Genomic DNA, 16,774 nt, shown 5'->3' with positions numbered 1-16,774 from the left:
ATTGTACTTGATAGTTCATTATCCATAAAAGAAATGCATAATATCCATAAATCAGCCATTGTTCTTCATTCATCAAAAAAGATGTTTCAACTTGTTGATTCAGTTGAAAACTATCCTCGTTTTTTACCTTGGTGTGGATCGACTCAAATCCTTGAACGAGATAACAGCAAAACCATTGCTTCTATTGAAATTAACTATAAAGGAATAAGACAAACTTTCACCACTGAAAATACCAAAAAGCAAAATAAAGAAATGATGATCAAACTAATTGATGGTCCCTTTAAGTCTCTTTCTGGTCAGTGGATTTTTAAAAATTTAGACAATGATAGCTGCCAAATTGAATTAAAGCTAGAATATCAGTTTAGTAATATTATCCTTGAAAAATTAATTTCACCAGTATTTAACATGATTGCAAATACATTTATTGATGAATTTATAAAAGAGGCAAATAAAAGCAATAATGACCAGTGATAAAACAATTTTAGTTGAAGTGGCTTATGCTTCTCCAACCAAACAACTGATTATCCCCATCCATGTCAAAACAGGGACGACGGTTCAAGAGGCGATAGTTCAATCCGGAATACAACAACAATTCCCAGAGATTGATCTTAGCCAAAGTCCTGTGGGTATTTTTGGCAAACACACCACCATTGATCAAGAATTAAGAGAGAAAGATCGAGTTGAAATATATCGTCCCCTAATAGCTGATCCCAAAGAAATAAGAAGGCAAAGAGCAGAGCAAGGGAAAAAAATGAAAAAAGGTGGAGGGAATAATGAGGAGGACTCCTCAAAAGCTTAAGTTTTCTGTATAATCTTGTTTTGCGCGATAAGGAATTCAACATGCGTCTCTTAGAACAAGCTTTAACATTCGATGATATCTTATTAGTCCCAGCTCGATCGAACATATTACCTAAAGAAGTTTCACTAGTTACTCAACTCACTCAAAATATTTCAATCAATATCCCCCTGCTTTCAGCTGCAATGGATACCGTGACTGAATCTGAGTTAGCAATTGCCATGGCCGAAGAAGGTGGCATTGGTATTATTCATAAAAACATGTCTCCACAACATCAAGCGGAAAATGTGTCTAAAGTGAAACGTTTTGAGTCAGGTGTGGTTTTAAATCCTATTGTAATTGACCCGAATATGACGGTTGATGAGGTCATTAATTTAACCAAGAAACATAAAATTTCTGGATTACCTGTGATTGAAAATAATAAAGTTGTCGGTATTGTTACAAACAGGGACCTCAGATTCGAAGAGAACTTAAATCAGCCAGTTAAGAATGTGATGACCCCCCGTGAAAGGTTGGTGACTGTTAACGAAAAAGCTTCAAAAGAAGAAGTGATGCGCTTACTTCATCAACATAGATTAGAAAGATTGCTTGTAATTGATAACAACGATCAACTGAAAGGTCTTATTACCGTTAAAGATATTCAAAAATCATCTGATCATCCTTTTGCTTCCAAGGATAATAAAGAAAGATTAATAGTTGGTGCTGCCGTGGGTGTCGGTGCAGATACTGAAGCACGAGTAGAACTTTTAGTCGATGCTGGTGTAGATGTAATTGTGGTTGATACCGCTCATGGACATTCCCAAGGCGTGATCAATAGAGTCAATTGGATCAAGAAAAATTTCTCAAACACAGATGTGATTGGCGGCAATATAGCCACCGCAGATGCTGCAAGAGCATTAGTGGATGCAGGTGCAGACGCCGTCAAAGTCGGTATTGGTCCTGGATCTATTTGTACAACAAGAATTGTTGCTGGTGTAGGTGTTCCTCAAATTACTGCAATTAACAATGTTGCGGAAGCATTAAAAGCAAAAAAAATACCGCTTATTGCTGATGGTGGTATTCGTTATTCAGGCGATGTGGCTAAAGCACTTGCTGCTGGGGCCTATAACGTTATGCTTGGAAGTATGTTTGCAGGTACCGAAGAAGCTCCAGGTGAAGTTGAATTATTTCAAGGTCGCTCGTATAAATCTTACAGAGGCATGGGTTCAATTGGAGCAATGCAACAGGGATCTAAAGATCGTTATTTTCAAGATACGGAAGATAATGCTGAAAAATTAGTCCCCGAAGGTATTGAGGGTCGAGTCCCATATAAAGGTTCGGTTAAAAATGTCATTCATCAACTTATGGGAGGCTTAAGAGCATCCATGGGTTATGTTGGAGTTGGAAATATCAATGACATGCGAGAAAAAGCTGAATTTGTGCAGATTACTAATTCAGGTATGCGCGAATCTCATGTGCACGACGTCCATATCACAAAAGAAGCACCAAATTATAGATTGGATTAAGTTGGATAAAATACTCATCTTAGATTTTGGTTCGCAATATACACAGTTAATTGCGAGACGTATTCGTGAAATGAATGTATTTTGTGAAATCCACCCCTACGATGTCAGCTTAGAAAAGATAAATGATTTTTCTCCAAAAGCAATTATTCTGTCTGGAGGCCCAAACTCAGTGTATGAAGATGAAACACCAAAGGCTCCACAAGAAATATTTAAGATGAATATTCCAATCCTTGGAATCTGCTATGGAATGCAAACTTTATGTGAACAACTTGGTGGTAAGGTGACCAACAGCTCCAAGCGTGAGTTTGGTCATGCTCAAATCCGAGCTCATGGTCACTCACTTCTTTTAAAAGATATCCAAGATCATACAAATCCCGATGGACATGGATTGCTCGATGTTTGGATGAGTCATGGAGATAAGGTGGAAAGTATTCCAGACCACTTCAAAATCATTGCGAGCAACGACTCAACTCCCATTGCTGCCATTGCTTATGATGAAAAGAAAATTTATGGTGTCCAGTTTCATCCAGAGGTCACTCATACTAGCCAAGGTGAAAATATCTTAGCTAGATTTGTATTAGATATCGCTGATTGCAAACCAGAATGGAATATGCCGGATTATATTGAAACCGCCATTAAGGATATAAAAAATCAAGTTCATGATGAACATGTTATTTTAGGCTTATCTGGCGGCGTTGACTCATCCGTTGCTGCTGCTTTACTGCATAGAGCAATTGGTGATCAACTCACATGTATTTTTGTTGATCACGGCTTATTGAGAAAAGATGAAGCAACAAAAGTGCTTTCTTTATTTAAAGAAAATCTTGGAGTGAAAGTCATTCATGTGGATGCAACCAAAAAGTTTATGGATGATTTAATAGGGATTAATGACCCAGAAGAGAAAAGAAAGATAATTGGTAGAAACTTTGTTGAAGTTTTTCAGGATGAATCAAAAAAGATTAAAAATGCGAAATGGTTAGCTCAAGGGACAATTTATCCAGATGTCATTGAATCAGCAGGTGGTAAAACTAAAAAAGGTCATAACATCAAGAGCCATCATAATGTAGGTGGTTTGCCCGAAACTCTTCACCTTAAATTATTAGAGCCTTTACGTGAGCTCTTTAAAGATGAAGTCAGAAAACTTGGAGTTGCACTCGGTCTTCCAGATCATATGGTGTATCGCCACCCCTTTCCCGGTCCAGGTCTAGGAGTCAGAATTCTTGGAGAAATTAAATTAGAGTACGCTAATTTGCTAAGAGAGGCTGATGATATCTTTATTCAGGAATTAGAACAATCAGGCTGGTACGACAAAACCTCTCAGGCATTTTGTGTTTTCTTGCCCGTAAAATCCGTTGGCGTGATGGGTGATGGAAGAACATATGAGTATGTCGTTGCATTAAGATCGGTTGAAACGACTGATTTTATGACTGCTAAGTGGTCTGAACTACCCTATTCCTTATTAGCTAAAATTTCTAATAGAATTATTAATGAAGTTAAAGGGATCAATAGGGTTGTATATGACATATCAGGCAAACCACCCTCAACAATTGAATGGGAATAGATAAAGCAATGCTTTCAAAGCTAGTTGAAAATCTTATTAATATTCTTGATTTATATCATCAAAATAGAATTAAAAACTATTTTAAGAATAAAAATATTGATAAATTAATTGATGTTGGGTCGCACAAAGGTGAGTATTTGAAAAAAATGCGAACAAATAACTATAAAAAAATTTATGCATTTGAGCCACAACCAGAAATATATAAAGTTTTAAAAAAAAATATAAGCAATTTTAAGGAAGTTGAATTATTTAATATCGCATGTGATGAAAAAAATGATTTAAGAGAGTTATATATAAATGAACTTTCATTAACTTCGTCCTTTTTGAAATCAAATGAAGAAAACTTATGGATAAAGTTTAAAAAGTTTATTCTTGGGAAAAAAAGCCTTATTAAAAAGAAAATAACTGTTAAAACCAATAAGTTAGATTATGTGCTGATAAAAAAATTAAAAAAGCAAGATCAAGTTCTTTTGAAGATCGATGTTGAGGGAAGTGAGCTTTCAGTCTTAAAGGGTGCCACCAAAATTTTAAAAACAATGAATGTTAAATTTATTCAAGTTGAAAATGCAAAAAATAACATGTATGAAATTAATAATAATGACAAAGTTAAGCTATTTTTAAAAAATAATGGTTATAAATTAGAAAAAAGTTTCGTGTACCCCACTTTTAGTTTTAGCGATGACGTTTATATAAAATCTACTAGATAAATGGATCCTTTAAGTCAAGGAGTGTTTGGTGCTTCACTCTCGCAAATCTTTTCCAATAAAAAAAATATTTTTTTAGTATTTATTATTGGTTTTCTTGCTGGCATCTTCCCAGATATCGACATTTTTTTTCGATCAAACCATGACCCACTTTTATTTCTCGAATTTCACCGGCAATTCACACACTCATTAATTTTTATTCCAGTGGGTGGTTTGATTTTCACATTAATCTTTTATGGTTTATTTTTTAAATTAATCCCTTTTAGTTTTTTAAAAACTTGGTTATTTGCAACTTTAGGATATGGTACACATGGATTACTTGATGCGTGCACCAGTTATGGAACTCAGTTACTGTGGCCATTTTCAAACGAACGTATAAGCTGGAACAATATTTCAATCATTGATCCATTATTTACGATTCCTGTCCTAATTTTTTTAATCTTATCACTCATAAAAAGAAAATCCTTCTGGGCAAAAATTGCTTTAGGGTGGGGTTTGATTTATTTATTTTTTGGATTTATACAAAATCATCGAGCAGAACAAGTAGCAAAAGACATAGTTACAAAAAGAAATCATCACCCAGAAATTATTAGCGTAAAACCAAGTTTTGGTAACTTAATTTTATGGAAGATAATTTATCAACACAATGATTACTTTTATATCGACGCAGTCAACATTGGTCCAAAAAAAGAAATATTTACCGGCCAAAAAATAAAAAAATTTAATACGTCTGATCTCTCGTACTTCGATGAGCTGAGAGAAACGCAAAAGAAAGATATCGATCGTTTTTTATGGTTTAGCCAGGATTTTGTGGCTGTAAATCCACAAAATGAATATGAGCTGCTTGATATTCGTTATTCAAACCTTCCGAATGAGATTGGTGGTTTATGGGGAATTCATTTAACTCCTGATACCGAGAGTCATGTTGAATTTATATCAAATAGGTCATTACAAAAAAGAGATTTTAAGCAATTTTTTAAAATGATATTTAATGGTTATTTTGATTGATACTCTTTAAATAAAACTCACAATCATTCATTGAACTAAATTTTTCGATTGGGACTGAGCTTTGAAAATTAGTCGATGATGAATCAATACATTGAAAGTCTTGCGTTAACTTAATTAATCGATTCTCAGATTTACTAAAAATTTTCTGGGTCCAGTGCAGCGAGGTTTCATCATTAGCAAAAAGAGGGTGATAAAAAATAAATAAAACAGTGGTAAATAACACTTTCATCCCCATAATATACGTATTATTTAAAAAGAATCAATATGAGCAGAGCCTTTGTAAAAGAAAATGATTTAGAACATGCAGGAATTGATATTCCTGAAAGACCGATAAGTCAGTTACCCAATTACGTCACGCCTAATGGGCATAAACAATTAAAAGAAACAATTCATTTAATCGAAACAGAAATAAAATCAATTAAAGAATTAGAAGATTCTCCAGAAACTAAACAAAATAAGATGAAATTGGAACGTGATTTACGTTATTATTTTAAACGCTTAGAAACAGCTATTCTCATCGAGAAGCATGAGGACAATAATAAAGTATTATTTGGCGCTCATGTTACCTTGGTTGATGAAAACGATAAGACTTTTATATTTCAAATCGTTGGTGAGGATGAGGCTAATATAAAGCAAAATAAATTGAGTTACGTCTCCCCATTAGCAAAAGAATTAATTGGTTCATCTATTGGGGATGAAGTTATTTGGAAAAGAGCTGACGGCAACCGTGTCGTCTTTATTGATTCTATAAATTATTAGAGGGTAGTATGGATTTTAAAAAAATAGTTCAAGACAGAAGATCAATTAAACATTTTGACGCTAATCACACAATGAACCAGGATGAGATCAACGAGCTTTTTAAGATGACTTTATTATCACCCACCGCATTTAATATTCAGCACTGGCGCTTTGATGTGATTGAAGATAAAGAACTGCGTGAACAAATTAAAAAAATTAGTTTTAATCAATCACAAGTGACCGATGCATCATTATTAGTGGTGATATCAGGTGACTTAGATGCGTGGAAAAAAAACCCAAGAAAATATTGGAAAAATGCTGATGAAAATGTACAAAATATGATGGAGTCCATGATTACTGATTTTTATTGTAATAAAAAAGAAATGCAGCGTGATGAAGTCATGAGATCTTGTAGTATGGCAGCGATGACTATGATGCTTTGTGCTAAAAATATGGGGTACGATAGTTGTCCAATGGATGGATTTGATTTTCCAGAGTTATCAAAACTGCTTCAATTCCCTAAAAACCAGATACCGGTGATGTTTGTAGCAATTGGTAAAAAACTTCAAGATGCATGGCCACGTGGTGGCCAATTAAACTTAAGTCAAGTGGTTAACTACAGATAGTTATGCTTCTCGAGAAGCTCTCTTGCGCTCATGCTCAAGTAAAAATCTCTTTCGAATACGAATGGATTGTGGAGTTATCTCAACTAATTCGTCATCGTCAATAAATTCAACGGCATATTCTAGTGACAATGGTATCGGTGGAGTGAGGTTTACCGCTTCATCTTTACCAGACGCTCGCACGTTAGTCAGTTGTTTTCCCTTAATTGGATTCACGACTAGATCATTATCTCTGGAATGAATACCGATCACCATTCCTTCATATAATTTATCTCCTGGATGAACAAACATTCTTCCACGATCTTGAAGCTTCCATAATGCATAAGCCACCGCATCACCATGTTCGGCAGAAATTAAGACACCGTTTCTTCTTCCAGGAATATCATCCTTAATTGGACCGTAATTATCAAAAATATGGGCCATGATGCCTGTGCCACGAGTTAACGTTAAAAATTCACTTTGAAAACCAATCAACCCGCGAGCAGGAATTCTATATTCCAATCGTGTTCGACCAACACCGTCATTTTCCATGTTCGCTAACTCACCACGTCGATAACCTAATTCTTCCATGACCGCACCCTGAGATTCATTATCGATATCTACCGTCAGAAACTCATATGGCTCAGATTTAACGCCATCTATTTCTTTAAATACCACTCTTGGTTTGCCCACAGCGATTTCATAACCTTCGCGGCGCATATTTTCTAGTAAAATTGTCAGATGAAGTTCACCTCGACCTGAAACTCTAAATACATCTGCATCTGATGTTTCTTCTACCCTTAGAGCAACATTGGTTAGTAACTCTCGATCAAGTCGATCCTTGATTTGTCGGCTGGTGACGAACTTTCCTTCCCGCCCAGCCAACGGTGAAGAATTAACCACAAAGTCCATTGTTAATGTTGGCTCATCCACCTTCATCAAAGGAAGGCCTTCTGGCTTATCATTAGAACAAATGGTATATCCAATACCAATCTCCTCAATACCAGAGATAATAATAATGTCACCAGCAGATGCTTCAGCGATAGCTACTCTTTCTAACCCCTTAAATCCAAGCACCTCGTTAATGCGTCCTTGTGATATTTTTTTGTCCCCAGCCATCACAGACACACTCATGCCTTGTTTAATTGTGCCGTTTTGCACACGACCGACAGCCAATCTTCCGGTATAGCTTGAATAATCAAGAGCCGATATTTGCATCTGTAGCGGAGCAGAAGGGTCACCTTCAGGAGCTTGAACATGACTTAATACAGTCTCAAACAATGGTTTCATGTCGTCATTGCTGTCTTCTTCCTTCAATTTTGCATAGCCATTTAATGCGGATGCATATACCACTGGAAAGTCTAACTGTTCATCATTTGCTCCAAGATTAGCAAAGAGGTCAAATGTTTGATTAATGACCCAATCACACCGTGCGCCAGGTCTGTCAATTTTATTCAACACAACAATCGGTCTTAAACCAAGACTTAATGCTTTTTTTGTGACAAATCGTGTCTGCGGCATAGGTCCATCCACGGCATCCACCAATAATAGGCAACCATCTACCATACCCAAGACACGCTCTACCTCTCCGCCAAAATCAGCGTGACCTGGAGTATCCACAATATTGATCAAGGTATCATTAAATGTCAGAGCAGTATTCTTAGCAAGAATCGTGATCCCACGCTCCTTCTCTAAATCATTTGAATCCATCACCCTCTCTGAGACTTCTTTATGGGACGCAAAGGTGCCAGACTGCTGGAGTAGTTTGTCGACTAAGGTGGTTTTGCCATGATCAACGTGGGCAATAATGGCGATGTTTCTGAGGTTTCTGGACATGATGGTTCTTCATAAAAATTGACGCGCCATTATAGCACCGTTATACAAATTAAACAGATTCAGTTTTGATTATAGATTTTGCTTGTTGTGCTTTATTTCTAGCGTGTTGAATATCCTCTGCATGCGCCAAAATGACACCCATTCTTCTTTTTTTGAATGACTGAGGTTTACCAAACAATCGGATATCTACTCCCTGTTCTGCCAATGCTTGTGGGATATTTTGAAACTGGATGGCTTCACAATCATGCCCCCCATAAATGACCGCAGACGCACCTGGATTAGACAATGAAGTATCCACCGGCAATCCTAAGATGGCCTTTGCATGCAATTCGAATTCTGACTGCTTTTGAGTAATCATGGTCACCATTCCCGTGTCATGTGGACGAGGGCTCACTTCAGAAAACCAGACCTGATCATCTTTGATAAAGAGCTCTACACCAAAAAGCCCTAAGCCACCTAATGCTGACGTCACTTTTTCAGCAATCTCTTTGGATCTAATTAAGGCCTGCTCATGCATGGGTTGTGGCTGCCAACTCTCAACATAGTCTCCATCTTCCTGTCGATGGCCAATCGGCTCACAGAATGAAGTAGTGATATTCCCATCAGGGCTTAAAGATCGAACTGTTAATAGAGTGATTTCATAATCAAAATCAATTTGGCCTTCTGCGATCACCACACCTTCATTAACCCGCCCTGAAGTAGCAGCATAGTCCCATGCCCTCTCAACATCGTCAATCGATTCAATACGAGATTGACCTTTACCTGATGAAGACATGGTTGGCTTTATAAAACAAGGTAGACCTATCTTATTTACCGCTTCTTTGAGCTCATCGCTACTTCTGGCAAAGGCATACGGTGATGTTGGGATCTTAAGCTCTTCTGCAGCTAACTTTCTAATCCCCTCACGATTCATCGTGAGTTGAACTGCTCGCACATTAGGGATCACTGTGGTTAAATTTTCAGCTTCCAGTTTTTCAAGCAGCTTGGTGTTAATCGCTTCTATCTCAGGAACCACTAGAGCAGGTTTTTCTTTTTGAATGAGTTGTTCGAGTGCATCAGCATCGGTCATATCAATTGTATAGGCACGGTGTGCCACTTGATGGCCTGGTGCATTCTCATAACGATCCACAGCAATGACTTCCATACCAAGACGTTGAAGTGAAATAATAACCTCTTTGCCGAGCTCACCGCTGCCTAACAACATAACCTTGGTTGAATTTGTTTTGAGTGGTGATGAGAACTGCATAAAAATACCTTCTGTGTACTTAGTTGTAATTATACAATGAGGTCATTAGGATTTAATTAAATTTAACTCAACAGCTAACTTGTAAAACTCAATTGGGTTATCAATTGCTAACTTTTGCTTGATACTGGTCTGATAATTAGCCGCAGTTTTCTGACTGATATTCATATCTGCAGCAATATTTTTTATAGTCTTTCCAGAAGCGATCATTTTAAAAATTTCAAACTCTCTCTCATTAAGCTCATTTAATCGATTATCTGAAATTTTTATTTCTGGAAAGAAATATTGTCCAGCAAGCACCTGTTCCACAGCTTGAAATAAATTATCAGATATATCAGACTTAGTCACAAAGCCCATCGCACCTAATTTTTTAGATTTTTCAATCACAAGATCACTGTCATGCATACTCAAAATTAAGATTTTTTGCTTGGGAAGTCTATTAATAATTTTAGATAGAGCATCTAAACCACTCATCCCCTCCATGGAGATATCCATGATAATCAAGCTATAGGAGTTTTCCTGGGCTAAAGCATAAGCCATTTTTCCCGAGTCAGCTTCATCAATCCGATCAAAATTCAAATTAGACAATAAAGTTTTGAGACCTGAACGAACAATTTTATGATCATCCACTAAGAGTAAGCTCTTCATTTTATGGGTAAACCTATTTCAATTTTATAAAACCCTTTATAAATGCTTTGTTTAAAAGATCCTGATAAATTCTTCACCCTTTCTTGCATCCCCAAAATTCCAATACCTCTAGTTTTTTTTGTTCTCTTTAATAGACCGTTATTCATAAAACTTAAATGAATTACATTGCCATTTCTCTGGACTGAAATTAATACTTCTTTTGGTCGAGAGTGTTTTGACATATTTGTTAATGCCTCTTGAGTCAATCTATAAACTGTTTCATTCAATTGAGATTTAAATATCTTTGAGTCAGGTAAGTCGACATTCGCATTAATATTCTTACACGGAGTTCTTCGTGACCAATTTTTTATGAGGTCAATTAATGCATCCTCAATGCCAAGATCATCGATAATGCTCAAACTTAAACGCTTTATAAGATTGCGTGTTTGATGCATTAAGTCTTTCGTAGTGCTAATAATCAGATCTGCCTGTGCATTAGCTTTTCTTGAAGTTTTAATTGCCGCAGCCTGAACCTGAATCGCTGCTAATGACTGACCAATTTCATCATGCAAGTCTCGAGAGATTTCCTTTTTTTCTTGCTCTTGGATAGAGATTAACTTCTGATTGAGCTCATGTATTCTTTCATCATTATTTTTTAATTTAATAGTCAATTGATTCAATTTCACTCTCAATATATCTAGTTCAGATATACCAAAGTTTTCTTTATTATTTTTATATTTTCCTTGTTCTAAATTTCTAAATCCTTGGATGAGAAGATTAATGGGTGAAATAATTTTTCCAAATAAAAAGAAAATAGAAAAATTTACAAACACAAAAAATAGCATAGCAATAATTAATCCATTTTTAAATTGCTGCCATATCTCGTCATACTCATAGATTGGATTGGGAATCACTTTTACCGCTCCAATCTGATCCCCATACTGCATTAAAGGAAAGTCTAAAATTTCAAGATCTTTAGAATAAATATCTAATGTATTTTGAAACCACATAGGAATATGAACTTCTGTATTTAAATTTTTATTTTCATCAATGATATTTCCATCGCTATCTAATAATTGAATTGATAGGTGACGAATCAGATCTAAATCTTGGAGGCCTAATAAATTATCTTGAAAAAGATATAGATCAGGATTTTTTTGAATGCCTGTTTTGATAGAGAATTCTGCAAGCTTGAGTGAAGACTCAATTTCAGACCTGACTGCATTTTTTGAGGTAAAGACAACAGAAAAAAAACCAATAAAAATAGCAACAAATAATAAAAGGTTAACGATTAAGATTAATCTTAGTTTTAAACTCATAAATTGATTTTACTCTAGGCGAAAAAAAAGGCTAATGCCCTTTTTTTATTTAAACTGATATGAAAGCGTAATCCAAGCAGCCTGAGGTGATCCTGGAACAAATCCAGGGCCTCGGAATGCATCAGCTCCTGAGCGAGTGCCTGTATCAACTCCAGTAAATCCATTCATTAATAGGCGTCCACCTGAATAATAATCTTTATCAAATAGGTTAATGGCTTTCAGGCTAACTAACCAGTTTTTAGCTGGTGACCAATGCGCATCCGCATTAAAAATCATATATCCAGATGTTTCACCATCCCCATTATGTTTTTGATTTTCATTACCCATTAGGTAGGCTTTACCATACCCAAGCGCTGTAACCCCAATCCTAAAGTCAGAACTGTAGTCATAATTTAGTCTAAATTTAAGACGATGTTGAGGAAGGTTTGCAAGCTGATCGCCCTTGCTTACATTTATTTTTGATGTTTCAAGACCAACATTATCTTCAACCCATTCTGCAAAATCTATTAATTCTGCATTTGTATCTTCTGCAGCATAGGTACCTGATAAGTCTGTTGAAGAGCCATTGTTTGTATTGTAATGAGTTCTTACATCAGAGTTGTTTGCAATTTCAGCAAGAAGAGAGGTGGCTTCTGTTTCATCTTCCAACAGTTGATCATCATCATATGTGTTATAAGATGTAGTCGAAGTAGCCCTTGAGCTATTCGCATCAGATGTAAGTTCTAAATCTGAATCATATGTTGCATTTACATAACCATAAGATGCATTCCAAGAAAATTTCTCTGTATTAGCAATACCAAATAAAGTTTCCCCACCAAAACCTAAATCTATACCATCTCTTCGAGTTCGACCAACATTATCAAAATAACCAAGACCGTTTTGGGCATTATTACTAATGAACATAAGATCATCATGATTCATCGCATGATAAATGGCAGCATTCCAGCTTAATTCTTTTGAAAAATTACCACGGGCACCTACCTCATAAGTTTTCGAAACGACGTCATCTAACGGTGGATCATCTGCCATTTGAGTTGGTAAAGAACATGCGAGTGCAGGATTGGAACAGCCAAGTTCAATAGATGTTGGGGCTCTATTAGATTCACTGTAAGACCAGTAAGTTGAATATCTATCGCTAGGCTTGAAAGTAACGCCAATAGTTGGGTTAATCCGGCCCCAACTTTGTTCTTCAGTTAAAGATCCCGCACTTTGATCAGCTCTTCGATCCTTGTTGTCAACTTTTGTATAGTTGTACCTCAAGCCACCAGTTACATGCCACTTGTCATTTAAAGATAATGTATCAACAGCATACAAGCCAAAAGTATCAGTTCGTCCTTGAAGATTAGTGTTATTTTCGTATTCACCAGAATTAGTATCGATTACGCGACCCGGCATTATGGTAGAGCCTTCATATTCATTTTGTATAAAACTAACAAGTGATGTTTCAACATTTAAACCAGTAACTAAGTGATTTTGATAACCCCATAAATCATCAGATAATGTTAATTGAGCAGAAATACCGTAAGCATCTTGTTTTGTTTTAGTAGTTCTTGTTTCTCCCTCAACCTCATCAATTTGGTAATTATCGTAACCCCAGATGTATTTCCCGCCTCGATTAGCATCGGTTGCGCCACCGTTTCTTATTACCAACTCATCTGCATCCCATTCAATTTCAGCATCACCATTTAGAGTGTAACGATTCGATGATCGATAATAAGCATTTGCAGATAACATTGCGGTATCTGAAATAAATTGTGTGATGGCTAAATTAAATTTGTGGTATCTATTCTCTGTTAGATCTGGAACCGTATTCACCCCTTCGTTATCTGCACCAAGTAAATATCTGGGTGCTAAGCCGTTACCGATTAAGTTATTTGAGGCTCCGGTGTAGCTTAATTCAATACGACCATTTTCAAAGTCATTCCCAATCTTACCAAATGCTTGATTTATATGAGATGGGGTATGATCACGCCAACCATGTTCTGAGCTATGTTTGTAACCAAAATAATAATCAACATTAGTGCCCTCAATAATTCCACCATATTCAATTAAACCAGCAGTTCGATCCCAAGAGCCAACTGTGCCTTCTATTCGGCCCTGATTAAATAACTTACCATTTTTTGTCTGCATGGCAATCGCACCACCCAGGGTATTAAGTCCATAGATTGGATTCGAGCCAGCAACGACTTGAGTGCCAGCTAATGCCCAGGTCGGTATCGTATCCCATAAAACCACATCACTGAAAGGTTGATTTTCTCGCACACCATCTACAAAAATAGATAAACCTTGTGGATTACCGGTAATAGAGCCCGCGGAGTATCCTCTAAAAAATATTTCTGGCTGCCAAGGATTTCCACCTACCTCATTAAAAGAGATGCCTTGAGTATTATTGTTAAGATAATCTGCAAGAGAAACACCGGATTGCTCTTGCACATCTTGGGGTTTGATAACCTGGATTGATCCGGGAACAATATCAGTTGATATTCCAATAGATGGCAATGGTCCTGGGCTAAACACATTAATTTTACCTGTCTGCAGATCCTCTGCATTGGCTGATAGCGCAATAGAAATTAATCCAAATAGTGACAATCTTAACTTCATAACTAATACTTAATAAATTAATTGAAACATGATTTTAGCTGATGCAATTTGGTTATCAATAGGAAATCTTCCTTTTTTAAAATTTTGGTAATTTTTCCTGAAATTACTATTAATTAAGTATTCAGGAAATTTTCCTATTGATATTCACTCATTTAAAAATAAAAATATTCAATATGAATGAAACCAAAATAAAGGAAAATATTTTATTGGTGCTTATAACACTGATCGGATTATTTTTGTTTCTTACAATTTATCTGACTTTTAGCGCCTCCATATACAAAATCTTCTTTTAAGTAAGATCTTTTAGAACTTATCTCACCCAAACTGCTCATTAAAGGGTTATTAATAAATATTTTGGAATACTAATGAAAAAAATTATTTTAGCCCTTTCTGTTGCAGGTTTTTCTATGAACACTTTTGCCGCACACACAGAAGATGATATTAAAAAAGTACTTACCTCAGATTTAGATAAATGTTTTATCGCAGCTCACAAAAAGTATGAAGGTCATATCGTTTCCCTAGAACGTGAAATAGAGGATGGACAGGCAATTTATGAATTTGATATCAAAACAAAAGATGGTAAAGAACTCGAAATCGAATGCAATGTTGCAACAGCAGAGTTAACTGATGAAGAAGTGGAAGTCGCTAAGGATGATAAGAAATTTACCTCAGCAGTGAAAATTTCAGCTGAAGAGGCTGAAAAAATTGCTTTAGAAAATACCCCAGGCAAAGTGACTGAGAGAGAGTATGCTTTTGAAGGCGATCTTCCAGTGTATGAATTTGATATCTACTCAGAAAAAATTGGTCATGAAGTTGAGATTGAAATCAATGGTGTAACTGGTGAGATTATGGAAAGAGAAATCGAAATCTATGATATCGGTGAAGATTCGTAAATCTTAAAACAAATTAAATCCCAGCCATGCTGGGATTTTTTTTATACATAAAAACAACCCCCACTTCTTTTTTATTTGCAGCATATTCAACAGAGTCAGCCAGACCAATCACCGCAATTAATTTATTTTCAGTGAACAAACAAGGGTAATTTCCTCTTTCCCATGGTGGAATTTTATTTTCCTGAAAGATGTACTTCAGTGATCTTGCAGGCTGATTAGCTTTTATCTTAATTTTAAGATTCATATTTAATGGCTTATCAATAAGAATTTTTTTAGATGCATCAAGCAAAAGCCCCTGACCATATATCTTATCTACCAACACCTCCCTATTGTTCGAGAGGGTAACTATATTTTGATTTTTCCAAAGTACTGGTTTGAATAAATTTTCTAAATTATTAATTAAAAACAATGAGTTATTGTAAGATCGAATAGACATTCCATCTATCTTGATATTAATACGGCTTTCCAAATTAATTTTTTTAACCTGGCTTATAATTTGTCCAAGAACTTTAATGCTAGGCATTAAAACCTGATGTTCATTTAACCAAAACCGAATTACGTTACCCATATCGTAATCAGATAGTTTTTTTAATTTCAGGCCATTAAGTTGATTGGCGCCTTCAAGAACATTTTTATAGTGTTCAGCATGCATTAAATTCTGATAGTTATAGGCATCGGCTATATGCTTTACAGATCGGCCTGAGGTGCTAGCAAACTGCTGAAATCTTTTTTTAATCAAAGGAATCACCTTGTTCCTCAAATAATTTCGGTCGTATTTATTGTCTTGATTTGACGAGTCTTCAATAAATTTTAGTTTATGTTGTTGTTGATAGTCATAAATCAACTCCTTACTCACTCCTAATAATGGCCTCCAAATCTTTAGATTTTCATGATACTCAGGCATGCAGCTTAGACCCTTTAATCCAGACCCTCTGGCAAGCTGAAGAAGTAAAGTTTCCAACTGATCATCTTCATGCTGGGCGAGCACTAAAATATCTTGTTGATGTTTTCGGAATGCTTGATACCTATGTTTTCTAGCAGCACCCTCGATACCTAATTTAAGATCCTGATCAATGCTGACTTTCTCATAGATGTAGTCCGTCGATAATTTTTTTGCGAGCCGTTTTACGCTTTCAGCCCACTTTTTTGACTCTGCATGCAATTGGTGATCAACATAAATAAAAGTTAAATCAAATGGATATTGTGATCTTAATTGACTCAGGGAATGGCCAAGCACAACAGAATCAATACCACCACTTACTCCGACGAGAAGGTGACAATTTTTTTTATGTTTCTGTTTTAAAAATGATTGCTCAAGAAAGTTAACGAGCTCATTCATAG

At 35.9% G+C, this 16,774-nt stretch carries 16 protein-coding genes; 9 read left to right on the top strand and 7 right to left on the bottom strand.

Annotation, left to right across the window (positions count from 1 at the left end; all coding sequences use genetic code 11):
• The first annotated feature begins 33 nt into the window (after window positions 1–33).
• The 6 genes from QFA95_RS02580 to QFA95_RS02555 are packed head-to-tail and all read left to right on the top strand — an operon-like array spanning window position 34 to window position 5,574.
• Window positions 34–471, top strand: coding sequence for a type II toxin-antitoxin system RatA family toxin (locus QFA95_RS02580; protein WP_486463274.1), 438 nt, complete (start codon window positions 34–36; stop codon window positions 469–471).
• On the top strand, window positions 461–799 hold the full coding sequence (locus tag QFA95_RS02575) for an RnfH family protein (protein ID WP_486463273.1): 339 nt from the start codon (window positions 461–463) through the stop codon (window positions 797–799). Before QFA95_RS02580 ends, QFA95_RS02575 begins: the two co-directional genes overlap by 11 nt.
• Window positions 800–840: 41 nt before the next feature.
• Window positions 841–2,301, top strand: a complete 1,461-nt coding sequence (guaB, locus tag QFA95_RS02570; RefSeq protein WP_486463272.1) for an IMP dehydrogenase — start codon at window positions 841–843, stop codon at window positions 2,299–2,301.
• On the top strand, window positions 2,249–3,862 hold the full coding sequence (guaA, locus tag QFA95_RS02565) for a glutamine-hydrolyzing GMP synthase (protein ID WP_486463441.1): 1,614 nt from the start codon (window positions 2,249–2,251) through the stop codon (window positions 3,860–3,862). The genes guaB and guaA overlap by 53 nt, the downstream gene beginning before the upstream one ends.
• A gap of 8 nt (window positions 3,863–3,870) precedes the next feature.
• Window positions 3,871–4,569, top strand: a complete 699-nt coding sequence (locus QFA95_RS02560) for an FkbM family methyltransferase (protein WP_486463271.1) — start codon at window positions 3,871–3,873, stop codon at window positions 4,567–4,569.
• On the top strand, window positions 4,570–5,574 hold the full coding sequence (locus QFA95_RS02555) for a metal-dependent hydrolase (protein WP_486463270.1): 1,005 nt from the start codon (window positions 4,570–4,572) through the stop codon (window positions 5,572–5,574).
• Here the strand turns inward: QFA95_RS02555 and QFA95_RS02550 are convergent.
• Window positions 5,555–5,803, bottom strand: a complete 249-nt coding sequence (locus tag QFA95_RS02550) for a hypothetical protein (RefSeq protein ID WP_486463269.1) — start codon at window positions 5,801–5,803, stop codon at window positions 5,555–5,557. The two genes, QFA95_RS02555 and QFA95_RS02550, sit on opposite strands and share 20 nt — an antisense overlap.
• A 35-nt stretch (window positions 5,804–5,838) precedes the next feature.
• On the opposite strand from QFA95_RS02550, the gene QFA95_RS02545 reads away from it, so the two are divergent.
• Window positions 5,839–6,333: a GreA/GreB family elongation factor gene (locus tag QFA95_RS02545; protein ID WP_486463268.1), complete on the top strand. Its 495-nt coding sequence runs from the start codon at window positions 5,839–5,841 to the stop codon at window positions 6,331–6,333.
• Between the two features lie 8 nt (window positions 6,334–6,341).
• On the top strand, window positions 6,342–6,938 hold the full coding sequence (locus QFA95_RS02540) for a nitroreductase family protein (RefSeq protein WP_486463267.1): 597 nt from the start codon (window positions 6,342–6,344) through the stop codon (window positions 6,936–6,938).
• Here QFA95_RS02540 and typA read toward each other — a convergent pair whose 3' ends face one another.
• Genes typA through QFA95_RS02515 form a run of 5 tightly spaced genes read right to left on the bottom strand, consistent with a single transcriptional unit; the run spans window position 6,939 to window position 14,540 of the window.
• Window positions 6,939–8,750, bottom strand: coding sequence for a translational GTPase TypA (typA, locus tag QFA95_RS02535; RefSeq protein WP_486463266.1), 1,812 nt, complete (start codon window positions 8,748–8,750; stop codon window positions 6,939–6,941).
• A 49-nt stretch (window positions 8,751–8,799) separates the two neighbouring features.
• Window positions 8,800–9,996 (bottom strand): formate-dependent phosphoribosylglycinamide formyltransferase, encoded by a 1,197-nt coding sequence (purT, locus tag QFA95_RS02530; RefSeq protein WP_486463265.1) that lies wholly within the window; start codon window positions 9,994–9,996, stop codon window positions 8,800–8,802.
• 45 nt (window positions 9,997–10,041) lie between these two features.
• Entirely contained in the window at window positions 10,042–10,641 is a 600-nt protein-coding gene (locus QFA95_RS02525; RefSeq protein WP_486463264.1) for a response regulator transcription factor, read from the bottom strand.
• The gene (locus QFA95_RS02520) at window positions 10,638–11,939 is read right to left on the bottom strand and encodes a histidine kinase (RefSeq protein WP_486463263.1); all 1,302 of its coding nucleotides are present in this window, start codon (window positions 11,937–11,939) and stop codon (window positions 10,638–10,640) included. The genes QFA95_RS02525 and QFA95_RS02520 overlap by 4 nt, the downstream gene beginning before the upstream one ends.
• Before the next feature lie 45 nt (window positions 11,940–11,984).
• A complete protein-coding gene (locus tag QFA95_RS02515) occupies window positions 11,985–14,540 on the bottom strand; it encodes a TonB-dependent receptor (protein WP_486463262.1) in 2,556 nt (851 codons plus the stop codon).
• Window positions 14,541–14,905: 365 nt separating this feature from the next.
• On the opposite strand from QFA95_RS02515, the gene QFA95_RS02510 reads away from it, so the two are divergent.
• Window positions 14,906–15,433, top strand: a complete 528-nt coding sequence (locus QFA95_RS02510) for a PepSY domain-containing protein (protein WP_486463261.1) — start codon at window positions 14,906–14,908, stop codon at window positions 15,431–15,433.
• Window positions 15,434–15,446: 13 nt separating this feature from the next.
• On the opposite strand, the gene tilS is transcribed toward QFA95_RS02510, so the two are convergent.
• Window positions 15,447–16,772 carry a tRNA lysidine(34) synthetase TilS gene (tilS, locus tag QFA95_RS02505; RefSeq protein WP_486463260.1) on the bottom strand — a complete coding sequence of 442 codons (1,326 nt, stop codon included), beginning with the start codon at window positions 16,770–16,772 and terminating at the stop codon, window positions 15,447–15,449.
• Between the last annotated feature and the right edge of the window lie 2 nt (window positions 16,773–16,774).

It is taken from the genome of Candidatus Methylolitoribacter marinus, from assembly GCF_051853155.1.
GTDB lineage: Bacteria > Pseudomonadota > Gammaproteobacteria > Burkholderiales > Methylophilaceae > BACL14.
The sequence above is the reverse complement of the archived record's forward strand: the minus strand, read 5'-3'. Positions and strand labels throughout refer to the sequence as shown.